13 protein-coding genes are annotated in these 15872 nt (G+C 56.5%); 10 read left to right on the top strand and 3 right to left on the bottom strand.

Going from position 1 to position 15872, the window contains the following annotated elements:
- The first annotated feature begins 114 nt into the window (after positions 1 to 114).
- The 4 genes from HX817_RS28270 to HX817_RS28255 all read left to right on the top strand — a co-directional run bounded on the left by HX817_RS28270 (position 115) and on the right by HX817_RS28255 (position 4878).
- Entirely contained in the window at positions 115 to 588 is a 474-nt protein-coding gene (locus HX817_RS28270; protein WP_003211792.1) for a MarR family winged helix-turn-helix transcriptional regulator, read from the top strand.
- The gene (locus tag HX817_RS28265; protein ID WP_102605511.1) at positions 585 to 2048 is read left to right on the top strand and encodes an efflux transporter outer membrane subunit; all 1464 of its coding nucleotides are present in this window, start codon (positions 585 to 587) and stop codon (positions 2046 to 2048) included. The genes HX817_RS28270 and HX817_RS28265 overlap by 4 nt, the downstream gene beginning before the upstream one ends.
- A 15-nt stretch (positions 2049 to 2063) precedes the next feature.
- Positions 2064 to 3281 carry an efflux RND transporter periplasmic adaptor subunit gene (locus HX817_RS28260; protein WP_177041940.1) on the top strand — a complete coding sequence of 406 codons (1218 nt, stop codon included), beginning with the start codon at positions 2064 to 2066 and terminating at the stop codon, positions 3279 to 3281.
- 64 nt (positions 3282 to 3345) lie between these two features.
- Positions 3346 to 4878 (top strand): DHA2 family efflux MFS transporter permease subunit, encoded by a 1533-nt coding sequence (locus tag HX817_RS28255; RefSeq protein WP_003211786.1) that lies wholly within the window; start codon positions 3346 to 3348, stop codon positions 4876 to 4878.
- Between the two features lie 133 nt (positions 4879 to 5011).
- On the opposite strand, the gene lpxH is transcribed toward HX817_RS28255, so the two are convergent.
- Entirely contained in the window at positions 5012 to 5761 is a 750-nt protein-coding gene (lpxH, locus tag HX817_RS28250) for a UDP-2,3-diacylglucosamine diphosphatase (RefSeq protein WP_177028448.1), read from the bottom strand.
- Entirely contained in the window at positions 5758 to 6261 is a 504-nt protein-coding gene (locus HX817_RS28245; protein WP_003211783.1) for a peptidylprolyl isomerase, read from the bottom strand. The genes lpxH and HX817_RS28245 overlap by 4 nt, the downstream gene beginning before the upstream one ends.
- A gap of 246 nt (positions 6262 to 6507) precedes the next feature.
- Here HX817_RS28245 and HX817_RS28240 point away from each other — a divergent pair, with 246 nt between their 5' ends.
- The 5 genes from HX817_RS28240 to HX817_RS28220 all read left to right on the top strand — a co-directional run bounded on the left by HX817_RS28240 (position 6508) and on the right by HX817_RS28220 (position 13706).
- Complete coding sequence (locus tag HX817_RS28240; RefSeq protein WP_008432425.1) at positions 6508 to 8208, top strand: glutamine--tRNA ligase/YqeY domain fusion protein; 1701 nt, start codon at positions 6508 to 6510, stop codon at positions 8206 to 8208.
- A gap of 20 nt (positions 8209 to 8228) precedes the next feature.
- A complete protein-coding gene (gene cysS, locus HX817_RS28235) occupies positions 8229 to 9617 on the top strand; it encodes a cysteine--tRNA ligase (RefSeq protein ID WP_008432427.1) in 1389 nt (462 codons plus the stop codon).
- A 233-nt stretch (positions 9618 to 9850) separates the two neighbouring features.
- Entirely contained in the window at positions 9851 to 11326 is a 1476-nt protein-coding gene (locus HX817_RS28230) for a 3'-5' exonuclease (protein WP_256344315.1), read from the top strand.
- Positions 11323 to 11985: a DarT ssDNA thymidine ADP-ribosyltransferase family protein gene (locus tag HX817_RS28225; RefSeq protein WP_177023295.1), complete on the top strand. Its 663-nt coding sequence runs from the start codon at positions 11323 to 11325 to the stop codon at positions 11983 to 11985. Before HX817_RS28230 ends, HX817_RS28225 begins: the two co-directional genes overlap by 4 nt.
- Positions 11986 to 12047: 62 nt before the next feature.
- On the top strand, positions 12048 to 13706 hold the full coding sequence (locus HX817_RS28220) for an ADP-ribosylglycohydrolase family protein (RefSeq protein ID WP_218182648.1): 1659 nt from the start codon (positions 12048 to 12050) through the stop codon (positions 13704 to 13706).
- A 785-nt stretch (positions 13707 to 14491) separates the two neighbouring features.
- Here HX817_RS28220 and HX817_RS28215 read toward each other — a convergent pair.
- Positions 14492 to 15043 carry a dihydrofolate reductase family protein gene (locus HX817_RS28215; RefSeq protein WP_177041938.1) on the bottom strand — a complete coding sequence of 184 codons (552 nt, stop codon included), beginning with the start codon at positions 15041 to 15043 and terminating at the stop codon, positions 14492 to 14494.
- 160 nt (positions 15044 to 15203) lie between these two features.
- Between HX817_RS28215 and lepB the strand changes: the two genes are divergently transcribed.
- On the top strand, positions 15204 to 15872 hold the full coding sequence (lepB, locus tag HX817_RS28210) for a signal peptidase I (RefSeq protein ID WP_177037194.1): 669 nt from the start codon (positions 15204 to 15206) through the stop codon (positions 15870 to 15872).

Here is a 15872-nt window from a genome sequence, read left to right as displayed (position 1 = left end):
CCACCATTTATCCGCTAATTAGCAAGCAACCTAACTATTCGTTTGACATTCGCTGCCTAGGCAGTAACATCGTGTCACACATTCACTGCTTAGGCAGTTAATAGGCTGGTCACGATGAAGCACTTCACCCCCGAAAACTTCCACAACTGCCACCTCGGCCTGCTGCTGGGCCGGGCTGCGCTGCTCAAAGACAAGATCATCGACACCCACATGGAACCCCACGGCATCACGGCCGCGCAGTTCAAGGTGTTGATCATCATGGCCCAGTACGGCGTCGACACCCCGGCCGAGCTGTGCCGCAACCTGTCGTTGGACAGCGGCTCCATGACCCGCATGCTCGACCGCCTGGAACAAAAGGACCTGCTGGCGCGCAAGCGTTCCGAGCAGGACCGGCGCCAGGTGCAGTTGGTGCTGACCGCCGAAGGCCAGCGCGTGGCCGACATGCTGCCGCACATCGGTGCCCAGGCCTTGAACCAGTTGGCGGGCGCGCTGGAGCCGGGTGAATTGCAAACCCTGGAAAAAATCCTGAAGAAAATTCTGATAGCTGCGGGTGACCCCATCACCATCCAGCGGGTAGGTAGTGCATGAACAATCGCTCCTTGCGTGCCGGCCTCAGCCTTGTGCTGGTGGCCATGACTATGGCCGGTTGTGCCAATTTCAGCGGCTTGAACACAGAAGGCAAACGCCTCGAAGCCAATAACCTGCAAACCGGCAAATCCCTCAGCGGCGTGACCCTGTCCACCGCCGCCTGGCCCACCGCCGACTGGTGGAAAGGCCTTGGCGATCCACAGCTCGACGGCCTGATCCAGGAAGCCCTGCAGAACAGCCCCGACATGCAAGTGGCCAGCGCCCGCGCCCACCAGGCCGAAGCCGCTGCCTATGCTGCCGACGCCGAGCGCATGCCAACCCTGGATGCCAGCGCCGGTGTCAGCCGTTCGCGCCTGGCCAAGGACCAGGACCCGTTGGGCCAGGGCGATGCCTACGCCACCGTGCGTAACATCGGTGCCAGCTTCAATTACAACTTCGACCTGTGGGGTGGCCAGCGCGCCGCCTGGGAAGCCGCGCTGGGCCAGGCCCGCGCTGCCGAAGTCGACCAACAGGCCGCGCGCCTGACCCTCGCGGCCAACGTCGCCAAGGCCTACAGCGACCTGGGCCAGGCCCATATCGTGCGTGACCTGGCCAATGATGACCTCAAGCGCACCCGGCAGATGCTCGACCTGGGCCAGCGTCGCCTGAACTCCGGGATCGACAGCCAGTACCAGTACCAGCAAACCGAAAGCCTGGAAGCCAGCTCCCAGTCGCAACTGATCGATGCGGAAAAGCAACTGCAGAGCGCGAAGATCGCCCTCGCAGTGTTGCTCGGCAAAGGCCCGGACCGTGGCAGCGAACTGGTACGCCCCAACGTGCTCAAGCCGAGCGCGGTTGCGGTGCCTTCGGTGTTGCCTGCCGAGCTGGTGGGCCGTCGCCCGGACCTGATCGCCGCACGCTGGCGGGTGGAGGCGGCGAGCAAGAACATCGCGGCCAGCAAGACCCGTTTCTACCCCAACCTCAACCTGAGCGCGAGCGCCGGGGCCGAATCGTTGCTGGGGGATGCGATGTTTGGTTCGGCCAGCCGCTTCTTCAGCATTGCGCCGACCGTCTCGCTGCCGATCTTCGACGGCGGCCGCCTGCGCGCCGACCTCGACGCTCGCGACGCCGACTACGACCTGGCCGTGGCCCAGTACAACAAAACCCTGGTGCAAGCCTTGGGCGATATCGGCAACACACTCTCGCAATTGCGCGAGACCGGCCGGCAGATCCAGGCCCAGCAACACGCCGCTGACATTGCCCAGCAGTCCTACGACACCGGCGTCCAGCGTTACAGCTCAGGTATCGGCAATTACCTGGACGTGCTCAGCATCGAACAGCAACTGCTCCAGGCCCAGCGTCAGTTGGCCACCCTGAATGCCGAGCAAATCGATCTTTCGATTCAACTGATGCAGGCCCTGGGCGGCGGTTTCCACGCCGATAACGTGGCCTCGACCACCCCAGCCACGCGCACTGAATAATTCAAGGTACTTGTCATGGCCACTGCCGAAACCAGCAACAACGCTCCTGAAACAAACAAGGCTGAACAACCCAACAACAGCAACCCGCGCAAACGCAAAGTCATGCTGTTTGTGCTGGCGCTGATCGTCATCCTCGGCGCCTTGGGCGTGTGGGGTTGGTACGAATTGTATGGTCGCTTCAGCGAAAGCACCGACGACGCCTACGTCAATGGCAACGTGGTGGAAATCACCCCGCTGGTGACCGGCACCGTGGTGAGCATCGGCGCCGACGACGGCGACCTGGTGCATGAAGGCCAGGTGTTGATCAACTTCGACCCCAACGACGCGGCCGTCGGCCTGCAAAGTGCCCAGGCCAACCTGGCCCGCACCGTGCGCCAGGTGCGTGGTTTGTACAGCAACGTCGATGGCATGAAAGCCCAGGTGCTGGCGCAACAAGCCAACGTGCAAAAGGCCCAGGACAACTACAACCGACGCAAGAACCTCGCTGCCGGCGGGGCGATTTCCCAGGAAGAACTGTCCCACGCCCGTGACGACCTGACCTCGGCGCAAAACGCCTTGGCCAACGTGCAGCAACAGTTCAAGACCAGCAGCGCCCTGGTGGATGACACGGTGATTTCGTCCCACCCGGACGTGCAGGCTGCCGCCGCACAGTTGCGCCAGGCTTACCTGACCAACGCCCGCAGCACCCTGATCGCACCGGTGACCGGCTATGTGGCCAAGCGTACCGTGCAATTGGGCCAGCGGGTCCAGCCGGGTACTGCACTGATGGCCGTGATCCCGCTGGATCAACTGTGGATCGACGCCAACTTCAAGGAAACCCAGCTGCGCAATATGCGTATCGGCCAGCCGGTGGATATCGAATCCGATATCTACGGCAGCGACGTGAAATTCAGCGGCACCGTCGACAGCCTCGGCGCGGGCACGGGCAGCGCGTTTGCCTTGCTGCCGGCGCAGAACGCCACCGGTAACTGGATCAAGATCGTGCAACGGGTGCCGGTGCGTATCCATGTGAACGCCGAAGAGTTGGCCAAGCACCCGCTGCGGGTGGGCTTGTCCACCGTGGTCGACGTCGACCTGCACGACCAGAGCGGCCCGGTACTGGCCCAGCAGGCGCCGCAGAAGGCTTCGTTCACCACCAACGTTTACGACCGCCAGTTGGCCGAAGCCGATGCGATGATCACCCAATTGATCCATGACAACAGCGTCGCCGCTCCCAAGGCTGCCCAGCGCTGATTCGCCAATCCATCAGCTGCGGCCCCGGCGGCCGTAGCGCCAATCATGTTGCACAGGATTCGCGATGAGTAACGCTAACGCCTCCTTCACGCCGCCCAGCTTGCTGATGGCCACCATCGGCCTGTCCCTGGCGACCTTCATGCAGGTGCTCGACACCACCATCGCCAACGTGGCGTTGCCGACGATTTCCGGCAACCTCGGCGTGAGTTCGGAGCAGGGCACCTGGGTCATCACCTCGTTTGCCGTGAGCAACGCCATCGCGCTGCCGCTCACCGGCTGGCTGAGCCGTCGCTTCGGCGAGGTGAAGCTGTTTCTGTGGGCCACCATCCTGTTTGTGCTGGCCTCGTTTCTCTGCGGTATTTCCACCTCGATGCCTGAGCTGATCGGCTTTCGGGTATTGCAAGGCCTGGTTGCCGGCCCGTTGTACCCGATGACCCAGACGCTGCTCATCGCGGTCTATCCCCCCGCCAGGCGTGGCATGGCCCTGGCGTTGCTGGCGATGGTCACGGTGGTGGCGCCGATTGCCGGGCCGATCCTCGGCGGCTGGATTACCGACAGCTACAGCTGGCCGTGGATCTTCTTTATCAACGTACCCATCGGCATCTTTGCCGTGATGGTGGTGCGCTCGCAACTGAAGAAACGCCCGGTGGTCACCAGCTACCAACCGATGGACTACGTCGGCTTGCTCAGCCTGATCGTCGGCGTCGGCGCCTTGCAGATCATCCTCGACAAGGGCAACGACCTGGACTGGTTCGAGTCGAATTTCATCATCATCGGCGCGGTGATCTCGGCTGTCGCCCTGGCGGTGTTCGTGATCTGGGAAATGACCGACGAGCACCCGGTGGTCAACCTGCGGCTGTTCGCCTATCGCAACTTTCGCATCGGCACGATTGTGTTGGTACTCGGGTACGCGGGTTTCTTCGGGATCAACCTGATCCTGCCGCAATGGCTGCAAACCCAGATGGGCTACACCGCCACCTGGGCGGGCCTGGCGGTGGCGCCGATCGGGATTCTGCCGGTGTTGATGTCGCCGTTCGTGGGCAAATATGCGCACAAGTTCGACCTGCGCCTGCTGGCCGGGCTGGCGTTCCTGGCGATTGGCTTGAGTTGCTTCATGCGCGCCGGGTTTACCAATGAAGTAGACTTCACGCACATCGCCCTGGTGCAGTTGTTCATGGGGATCGGCGTAGCGCTGTTCTTCATGCCGACCTTGAGCATCCTGATGTCCGACCTGCCGCCGGCGCAAATCGCCGACGGCGCTGGCCTGGCGACCTTCCTGCGGACCCTGGGCGGCAGCTTTGCGGCCTCGTTGACCACCTGGATCTGGATTCGCCGGGCGGACCAGCACCATGCCTACATGAGCGAAAACATGACCACCTACGACTCGGCCACCCGGGACGCCTTGCAGGCGCTCGGCGGGGCAGGGCACAAGGCGTATGCGCAGTTGGACCAGATACTGACGAGCCAGGCGTACATGATGTCCACCGTGGATTACTTCACGTTGCTGGGGTGGATGTTCATGGCGTTGATCGTGATTGTATGGCTGGCGAAACCGCCGTTTGCAGCGAAGGCGGGGCCGGAGGCTTCTGGCCACTGATCGAAAGACCGAACTCGGTCAATGTGGGAGCTGGCTTGCCTGCGATGCAGGCACCTCGGTACATCAGATGCATCGAGGTGATGCTATCGCAGGCAAGCCAGCTCCCACATTTGATGGGTGTTGTGTCTGAGGATCAGGCGCCAGGCAAGGCCAACTGCGGATTGACGAAGTCAAACGCCGCCAGTTGAAACCCTTGCTCATCCACCTGCAACGCCCACCCTTGCTTGTCCCAATCCCCCAGCACAATGCGCTTGGCCGCTTGCTCGCCAATCTGCAACTTGTGAATCGCCGGGCGGTGGGTGTGGCCATGCACCAACGTACGCACGCCGAACTGCTGCATCACCCTCGGCACTTCCTCAGGCGTTACATCGACAATGTCGTTGGTCTTCATCCGCGTCTGCGCGCGGCTTTCACTGCGCAGCTTGCGCGCCAGCTTGTGCCGCGTGCGCAAGGGCAGGTGGCGCAGGATGAACAGCGTGATGGGGTTACGCAGGATGCGCCGCAGCTTCATATAGCCAAGGTCGCGGGTACACAGGCTGTCGCCGTGCATCAACAGCACGGGCTCGCCTGCGAGTTGCACCACACTCGGGTCCTTGAGCAAGGTTGCGCCTGCGGCTTTGCAGAACGCCTTGCCGATCAGGAAATCCCGGTTGCCATGCATGATGAAAATCTGGGTGCCGCTGTCGCTCAGCTCGCGCAGGGCCAGGCAAATCGAACGCTGGAAGGGCGTCATCCCATCGTCGCCAATCCAGGCTTCAAAGAAGTCCCCCAGAATGTACAACGCCTGGGCAGAACGGGCGCGGCCGTGCAGTAAATCCAGAAACGCCCGGGTTATGTCCGGGCGCTCCTCTTCCAGATGCAAATCTGAAATCAGCAATATCACTCAACGATCTCGGCTTTCTCGACGATAACGTCTTCTACCGGAACGTCCTGATGACCTGCCTTGCCGGTGGTTTGCACACCCTTGATCTTGTCGACAACGTCCTGGCCTTCGGTGACTTTACCGAATACCGCGTAGCCCCAGCCCTGCACGTTCTTGCCGCTGTGGTTCAGGAAGGTGTTGTCGGCGACGTTGATGAAGAACTGCGCGGAGGCCGAATGCGGCTCCATGGTACGGGCCATGGCGACGGTGTACTTGTCGTTGGAAAGGCCGTTGTCCGCTTCGTTCTGGATGCTTGGACGCTTGTCTTTCTTTTCTTTCATGCCAGGCTCGAAACCGCCGCCCTGGACCATGAAGTTGCCGATGACACGGTGGAAAACAGTGTTTTCGTAGTGGCCGGCTTTAACGTACTCGATGAAGTTGGCGACGGTGATCGGCGCTTTCTCGGCGTTCAGCTCGATGACGATGTCACCGTGGTTGGTGGTCAGTTTGACTTGAGTCATGTTCACTACTCTTTCAAGGAATTCGTGGGTTTGGGCGTTTTGCGCCTTACCTGCTTGGCAAAAACGGCAGCCAAGGCGCGCAGTTTAGCGTGACCTGCGGGAATTTCGAGGTGGTTTTTTACCGCCCGTGCAATAAATGCAGCAGTTTTTGGCCACGCTCTGTCAGGGCCTTGACAGCATCGGCTATGATAAGCCCTTTGTTTGTCGGCCTCACCCGGCCAAGTACTTCGTCTGTTCAAGGATCCTATGAGCAAGCCCACTGTCGACCCTACCTCGAATTCCAAGGCCGGACCTGCCGTCCCGGTCAATTTCCTGCGCCCGATCATCCAGGCGGACCTGGATTCGGGCAAGCACACGCAGATCGTCACCCGCTTCCCGCCTGAGCCCAACGGTTACCTGCACATCGGCCACGCCAAGTCGATCTGTGTGAACTTCGGCCTGGCCCAGGAGTTCGGTGGCGTCACGCACCTGCGTTTCGACGACACCAACCCGGCCAAGGAAGACCAGGAATACATCGACGCCATCGAGAGCGACATCAAGTGGCTGGGCTTCGAATGGTCCGGTGAAGTGCGCTATGCCTCCAAGTATTTCGACCAGTTGTTCGACTGGGCCGTCGAGTTGATCAAGGCCGGCAAGGCCTACGTTGACGACCTGACCCCGGAGCAAGCCAAGGAATACCGTGGCACCCTGACCGAGCCGGGCAAGAACAGCCCGTTCCGCGACCGTTCGGTGGAAGAGAACCTGGACTGGTTCAACCGCATGCGCGCCGGTGAGTTCCCGGACGGCGCCCGTGTACTGCGTGCCAAGATCGACATGGCCTCGCCGAACATGAACCTGCGCGACCCGATCATGTACCGCATCCGCCACGCCCATCACCACCAGACCGGTGACAAGTGGTGCATCTACCCGAACTACGACTTCACCCACGGTCAGTCGGACGCCATCGAAGGCATCACCCACTCCATCTGCACCCTGGAGTTCGAAAGCCACCGTCCTCTGTACGAATGGTTCCTCGACAGCCTGCCGGTACCGGCGCACCCGCGTCAGTACGAGTTCAGCCGCCTGAACCTGAACTACACCATCACCAGCAAGCGCAAGCTCAAGCAACTGGTCGATGAAAAGCACGTGTTTGGCTGGGACGACCCGCGCATGTCGACGCTGTCGGGCTTCCGCCGCCGTGGCTACACCCCGGCATCGATCCGCAATTTCTGCGAAATGGTCGGCACCAACCGCTCCGACGGCGTGGTCGATTACGGCATGCTCGAATTCAGCATCCGTCAGGACCTCGACGCGAACGCCCCGCGCGCCATGTGCGTGCTGCGTCCGTTGAAGGTGGTGATCACCAACTACCCGGAAGGCCAGGTCGAAAACCTCGAACTGCCACGTCATCCGCAGAAAGAAGAACTCGGCGTGCGCAAGCTGCCGTTCGCCCGTGAAATCTACATCGACCGCGATGACTTCATGGAAGAGCCGCCAAAAGGCTACAAGCGCCTTGAGCCGAACGGCGAAGTGCGCCTGCGTGGCAGCTACGTGATCCGTGCCGACGAAGCGATCAAGGACGCCGATGGCAACATCGTCGAACTGCGTTGCTCCTACGACCCGGACACCCTGGGCAAGAACCCGGAAGGCCGCAAGGTCAAAGGTGTGGTGCACTGGGTGCCGGCGGCGGCCAGCGTCGAGTGCGAAGTGCGCCTGTACGATCGCCTGTTCCGCTCGCCGAATCCCGAGAAGGCCGAAGACAGCGCCAGTTTCCTGGACAACATCAACCCTGACTCGCTGCAAGTTCTCACGGGTTGTCGTGCCGAGCCATCGCTTGGCGACGCACAGCCGGAAGACCGTTTCCAGTTCGAGCGCGAAGGTTACTTCTGCGCGGATATCAAGGACTCGAAACCCGGTGCTCCGGTATTCAACCGTACCGTGACCTTGCGTGATTCGTGGGGCCAGTGATTCTGTTTTAAGGAACTGTCGTGCTAACGATCTACAACACACTCAGCAAGACCAAAGAAGTCTTCAAGCCGCTGGATGGCAACAAGGTGCGCATGTACGTGTGCGGCATGACCGTGTACGACTACTGCCACATCGGCCACGGCCGCAGCATGGTTGCCTTCGACCTGGTGACCCGCTGGTTGCGTTTCAGCGGTTATGACCTGACGTATGTGCGCAACATCACCGACATCGACGACAAGATCATCAATCGCGCCAACGAAAACGGCGAGTCGTTCGACGCGCTGACCGAGCGCATGATTGCTGCGATGCACGAGGACGAGGCACGCCTCAACATCCTCAAGCCGGACATGGAACCGCGCGCCACGGACCATATCCCGGGCATGCACGCGATGATCCAGACCCTGATCGACAAGGGTTACGCCTACGCCCCGGGCAATGGCGACGTGTACTACCGCGTCGCCAAGTTCATGGGCTACGGCAAGCTGTCGCGCAAGAAAATCGAAGACCTGCGCATCGGTGCGCGGATCGAAGTCGACGAAGCCAAGCAAGACCCGCTGGACTTCGTGCTGTGGAAAGGCACCAAGCCCGGCGAGCCGAGCTGGGAGTCGCCATGGGGCGCCGGGCGCCCGGGCTGGCACATCGAATGCTCGGTGATGTCCACCTGCTGCCTGGGGGAGACCTTCGACATTCATGGCGGCGGCAGCGACCTTGAGTTCCCGCACCACGAAAACGAAATCGCCCAGAGCGAAGCGGCCACCGGCAAGACCTACGCCAACGCGTGGATGCACTGCGGCATGATTCGCATCAATGGCGAGAAGATGTCCAAGTCCTTGAACAACTTCTTCACCATTCGCGACGTGCTGGAAAAGTACCACCCGGAAGTGGTGCGCTACCTGTTGGTGTCGAGCCATTACCGCAGCGCGATCAACTATTCGGAAGACAACCTCAAGGACGCCAAGGGCGCCCTGGAGCGTTTCTACCACGCGTTGAAAGGCCTGCCCTCCGTGGCGCCTGCGGGCGGCGAAGCGTTTGTCGCGCGGTTCACCGAAGTGATGAACGACGACTTCGGTACGCCTGAAGCCTGCGCGGTGCTGTTTGAAATGGTGCGCGAGATCAACCGCCTGCGCGAGAGCGATCTCGACGCAGCGGCAGGGCTTGCCGCACGTTTGAAAGAGCTGGCGAGCGTGCTGGGCGTATTGCAGATGGAAGCCGATGACTTCCTGCAGGCGGGCGCTGAAGGGCGTGTGGATGCCGCTGAAGTTGATGCGCTGATCCAGGCACGTTTGACTGCCCGGGCCAACAAGGACTGGGCGGAGTCTGACCGTATCCGTGACCAACTGACCGCGATGGGTGTGGTGTTGGAAGACGGGAAGGGCGGGACGACGTGGCGGTTGGCTGATCAGGCTTGATTGGTGATTGCTGAATGAAAAACGCCCCGACTGGTTCGGGGCGTTTTTTGTCAAATCTGAAATGTTGCATCCGGCAATTTTGGACTGTGTCATGACGCCACCTAATGAGGAGGATTGGGTGGTTTATGATGTGCACCACATTGAGATTATTCGCTTGAAAGCGCGATATATTTCGTTCATGGAGCGAAGCAGGTTGACTAGCGGCACCGAAAGTAGCTAAAAGTAGTGGCTAATTGGCATCTCCTGCTCAGTTTATGGGGATGCTGGCGGTATACGTGCTCAACTTTAAATGGACTTTACAAAAAATGAAGACGCTTCCTCTGGTTAAGGCTACTCCCGAACAGCTTCCGTTGATCAGTCAAAACAGGTTCGGCGTTGAGGTGATTTGTGGTGCTGCGGGTAGTGGGAAAACGTCTACAGCCTTGTTAAGGCTTAGGTCGCTTTGTTATATGTTTGCTGAGCGTCATGAGCGGAAAGAGATACCTGAGCCTGTTAAGATTCTCGTGCTCACATTTAATCGTACTCTTGCGGGATATATTAGCTCATTGGCAGAGCATCAAGTTGAAAAAGGCTTAAATATAAGCCTCGAAATTGATACCTTTAGCCGTTGGGCTATCTCAAGTTTAAATGTGCAAGTGATTCAACAAAAGAGTGCGAGAGAGATTTTAAGCGCGTTCGCGGTTGGCTTGGATGTTTTAACTCCAGAATATATATTGAAGGAAGTCGACTATCTGCTAGGGAGATTCGAGCCCGAGAGTCTCGAAAACTATATAACATTCGAGCGTACAGGGCGCGGGGTGTTGCCTCGTGTTGATAGAAACCTCCGGCGTAGAATTCTAGATGAGGTAGTTTATCCGTATCTTAATTGGTTGTCTGCGCAAGGCTCTAAAGATTGGAATGAATTGTCGGTTTCTATGGCCCGAGATATTGAGTCGATAGGTTATGATATCGTAGTTGTAGATGAGAGTCAGGATTTCTCCGCAAATCAACTGCGAGCTATCAAACATCATCTTGCGCCTGATCATACTGTTACGTTTGTTATTGATACGGTACAGAGAATTTATGCTCGAGGGTTTACTTGGGCTGAAGCAGGGTTTGACGTCCGGCCAGAGAGGATACATCCTCTTTATACTAATCATAGAAATACCGTTGAGATAGCTGCATTTGCTGCTGGAATTTTGAATGGTGTAGGCGTTGACGGTGATGGTGCTCTTCCAAACCTAAACGCTGCTTCAGATCATGGTGATCTGCCGCAGGTTCTTCTTGGTAAGTACTCGGATCAGGCAGAATGGGCGGCTAACTACATCAAAGAATATGTGAATTTGGAGGATGAGTCAGTAGCGTTTCTTAAACCTCAGGCAGGGAAATGGTTCGATCAAATCAAATCTACATTGGCACGTCATAATATTGATTATGTAGACATTACCCGTGAAAGGGAGTGGCCTGAAGGTCCTGAGAACGTAGCTCTTTCGACATTTCATTCTGCAAAAGGCCTAGAGTTTGACTATGTTTTTATAATAGGATTTAACGAGGAAAACACGCATTTTGCTGAAGAGGAGTTTGATGATCAGGTGCTTGTGTTGCGGCGTCTATTAGCTGTGGCGGTAGCTCGGGCCCGAAAAGCAGTAATTATAGGTTATAAGCCGGGGGAGGGGTCTCAGTTGGTTAGATTTTTTTCTCCAGGCACATTTGGTCAGGAGGCTGTATGACCATTGCTGCTGAAGTTGAAAGGCGCAGTATTACCGAGGTTTTGCATTTTACGACTAACAGAGGAATTGTTGGAACTCTTGCTACTGGAGCACTCTTGTCTCGTCATCGTCTTCCTCAAGCTGCCTACCTGCAACATATTTTACATGTGAACGCTGCGGATAGGCCGGAAGCGCAAGAGTTTTTTGATAAGAGTCAGAACTGGTTAGACTTTGTAAATTTGTCAATTTCTGAGATAAATCGACGATATTTTCTTGTCTCGCAGAAGTGGCACATAGATGCCGATATATGGTGGGGTATTTTAGCGTTTGATCCTATTGTAATAACTCATGATGAGGTCGTATTTACGACCACAAATAACTCGTACGATCTTTGTATACGAAAGCCTGGTTTGTTGGGGTTCATTGATCTTTTCGAGCCTTGCATCCTGCGAAAGAGTCCGAATTGGAAGGTTTACCGCCTTCAGCGACCACTGCCTTTGCCCACATGTGAGCAGGCGGAAGTGCTGTATCTTGGGCAGATTTCTACGGAGTATCTCCGTCGCATATACGTCCAAGACGAAAATTGTCATGATATCGCCAAGGGATGGCTGCGAGAGTTCGGCCTCCGTGGTGTAGACGTTTTGATATCACCCCAGAAGTTTGAAGGACGGCCAAATTGAATACTGAGCAATCTGTAAGCCACCTCGGGACGGTTTCAATGGAGCGGAGGGAAAGGGCTGTCGTGAATTCTGCCCTTTGGGCCGCAGCGGGGGATGCTCTTGGCTGGATGACTGAGCTTGCACGGGGGGAAGCAGGTGTTAAGCATCGTGTCGGTAAGACAAGGGTAACTGAGCCGGTCAAATGGCAGCGTATGATAGGTGGGCGTAATGGCCCAAAAGTTGCTCTTCCTGCTGGAACATATTCCGACGACACACAGCTACGTCTCGCCGTATCTCGGTCGATCAGAGGGAATGGATCGTTTGATGTCGAGACTTTCGCAAAAATTGAAGTTACGGTCTGGCCAACCTATGCACTTGGTGGCGGGCTGGGAACGAAGGCTGCAGCTGTGAATCTCTCGCGTAGAGGGGTTAACTGGTTCTCAAATTTTTACGAACGAGGCACTCAAAAATATATAACTGGTGGCGGGAACGGAGCCGCGATGCGTGTTCAGCCTCATGTGTGGGCGTCTAAAGGGAGTCTGGACGACCTTCTGCTTAACGTACTCCGAGACTCTCTAGTAACTCATGGGCATCCTCATGGATTTTGTGGTGCTGTATTTCACGCTTTAACTCTAAATGATGTTCTAAAAAATGGTGAAATTCCAGGACCCGGAGTTTGGCAAAGATATATTGATAAGTTTACCGATTTGCCTGCCTTGATTGGGCGTGACTCTCAGTTAGCTGCTTTTTGGCGCTCTGCGTGGGAGAGTAACACCGGCGGCACATTGGAGGAAGCCCTGATACGGGTAAAGGAAGAAGCTCTTCGTGATGTCGAGCTTATATCGGAATTAATTTTAATTGAAGGTTTAAATGGATATCACCGAATCCTTGAAAAGTTGGGTTGCCTGACTGTTAAGTATCGTGGGTCTGGTTTTAAAACTGCTTTGGCTGCGTCTGTGCTAGCATATGTTTATCGAAAAGGTCCTATTGAGGAGGCACTGATTGCTTCTGCGAATGAGTTGGAGAGTGATACTGATACGATAGCGACTATGGCGGGCGCGTTATTAGGGGCAATTGCATTAGAGTCTCCTATGTGGCCAGTACAAGATGCTGAATATATTACGAAAGAGGCCAAACGTTTAGCGTCTATATCACAAGGTCGCCAAGAGAGTAGTTTTGTGTATCCTGATCTTGGAAGGTGGAACCCTCCAAGCAGCCAAGCGGCTTCTATTGGCATTAGTGAAGGTGGGCTTGCTATCGCTGGGTTGGGTATTCTTGCTGTCGAAGGCATTGAATATCAAGTAGGTGATGCGATTTGGCAATGGTGCCGATTACCATTTGGGCAAACCATTCTTGCTAAACGCAGAGCCGAGTTGAAATCGGAAATAACTAAAGCGCAATTGCCGGAAATTCGTCGCGTGCCACGAGGTAGCGAAAATAGTCAAACGCAAAAAACTGATTCTTCATCAATGCCTCAAACAGAGCTGACGTTTGAAACGCCTGATATATCAACTGATATCGCTTTGGACAGTGTCTCAACAGTTCAGAAGGATACCTCTTACAGCCCTCGCGATAAACTTGATGTCCTTACCGATGAAGTTATTTTTTCAAATTTTGATGATCAGGTTTTTGGTCGAATGTTGAATGAGTACATTGATTCCTCCCAGTCTGTCGAGTCTGCTGTTGCGTTTGTTTCAATTGTTGCGAAAGCCAAGTTGGTGAGGCAGCGTAGACGTCGATAAGGCTTTTGAACTATTATAGAAGCGTCCGGCGATTAGCGCACGCGCTATTGCGCTCGTTTTTTTTTGAGGTTAGTGTGCCGGGTATAAAGGTGTATCTATTTAATAAGGTGCCGATAAGCTCCGATCGTCTTAGCGTTGTGCCGTTTCGTTACTTGAGTTTTTTATTGTTGGGGGCATGGTTTGCCAATAGTTGAGTCTCCTCCGAACTTTGGCATATCCTTAGATCCATATTGCGTGGGTGGGGCGTCAAGTTCAAACTCCAAGGGGGTTGCCGATGTTGGGACTGATGCAAGTTCTTCGGAGTCCGGATCGAAGAGGTCTGGACATATAGTTATTTATGCAGCGCAAAGAGACCATGTGCCTTGGCAGACAGCTCTGGTTTTGTGGGTGTATTAGGTAATTATTAATCGCCCGATGAGCAGCCGCGTGAAGCGAGGGTGAATCGAGTGGCGGGTTTGGACTGTCTTTGATCATGACGACGCTCCTAGAGTAATGGAGCCGCCACCCATCGCTGCGAAACGACAATCGGGTGGCAGCTGTACGCAGGTTCGCAGACCGGGACTCTAGGCACCCGGCATACCCGAAGGTATCCCGCGCACAGCCGCCATAACATCAGGCATAAAAAAGCGCCCGCTATCTTGTGGTGGACGCTGTGCGTCTAGAGTTTACCCGGGCTGCGAAACCCGGTCGCTGAATTTGCAGCGACCACCGAAGAGTAGGGAGCCATCTTCTGAGCGACAACCCTAAAAAGCTGTCGGAAATTTCCGGGTGTTAACCCGCGACCATCAGCGCTTGCCACTCACCTCATACCGGCTTTGAACAAACCCGTTATCCGACGCATACGTGCCGATATGCCGAAGCTCATGCTCGCCACCCAACTGGCTGAACAAGGGGATCCCCTGGCCCAGCACAACCGGAATACGCGTGATGATCATCTCGTCGATCAAACCCGCCTCAAGAAACGCCTGAATCGTCTGGCTTCCGTCGATATACAGGTGTTTCATCCCGCGCTTGGCCAACGCTGCCACGAGGCTGGTGACATCCTGGCTCACCACCTCAACCTTGCCCTTCAAAGCTGCAGGTAGCTCAACCGATTGGTGAGAGAGTGCTATGACCGGCGTGCCCTCATAGGGCCACTCCGGAAAGGACAACACTTTTTCCAGGGTCTTGCGGCCCATCACCAGCGCATCCACGGTGGCGATGAAGTGTTCATAGGTCACGCCGTTCAATTCGGCCCCTTCGTACTCAGGGCGATGGAGCCACTCGATATCACCATCTGGCCTGGCAATAAAGCCGTCGACGCTGGCTGCGATAAAGACCGAACATTTGCTATCCATGGGGCGTGAAACTCCTTTTCTGTGTGCTTGAAAATATCGACTGTCATGGGTCGGCAACGCTAATGTTAATTTAATCTTCCGATGCAATAAGCGAGCATTGCCAAAAATCACCGTGGGTACCCGGCGCAGGCCGGTGTGCCTTTTCGTATTGCGAGGATCTATGCGCCGTTGGTTAATCCGCTACCGTTACGCGATCATTTTCTGGCTGTGCTTCGGGGTTTTCCGCACCTCCCTGGCTGACTGGAATCCCATCCCGTCCGGTTCCATGCGCCCGACGTTGCTTGAGGGCGATGTGGTGCTGGTCAATCGCGTTGCGTACGACCTCAAATTGCCCCTCACCGATATTTCCCTGGCGAGACTGGATAACCCCCAGCGCGGAGATGTCGTCACGTTCTCTTCGCCCAAGGACGGCACGCGCTTGATCAAACGCATTGTCGGTATCCCCGGCGATACCCTGGAAATGCGCGACGAGGTGTTGTGGGTCAACGGTACGCCGGCCACCTACAGTAATGGGCAGGACATCAGCGAGCCTATCGCGCCTGGCCAAACAGTTCCGGGTATCAAGGTGACGGAGCGTGCGAACAGCAGCCAGCGCACGGTGCAGTTCATGCCGACAGTACGGGCGCTGCGCAATTTCGGCCCGGTGGTGGTGCCTGCCGACAGTTACTTCATGCTGGGCGACAATCGCGATAACAGCGATGACTCCCGTTATATCGGGTTCGTGCCGCGTCGGCTGTTGATCGGGCATGCGCACCATATCCTGGCGTCAGCGCAGATCCTGGACCACTGGATGCCACGATTGGGTCGATTTGGCGCGCCGATCCTGTAG

The sequence above is a fragment of the Pseudomonas sp. C6002 genome, assembly GCF_013385805.1.
GTDB lineage: Bacteria > Pseudomonadota > Gammaproteobacteria > Pseudomonadales > Pseudomonadaceae > Aquipseudomonas.
The sequence above is the reverse complement of the archived record's forward strand: the minus strand, read 5'-3'. Positions and strand labels throughout refer to the sequence as shown.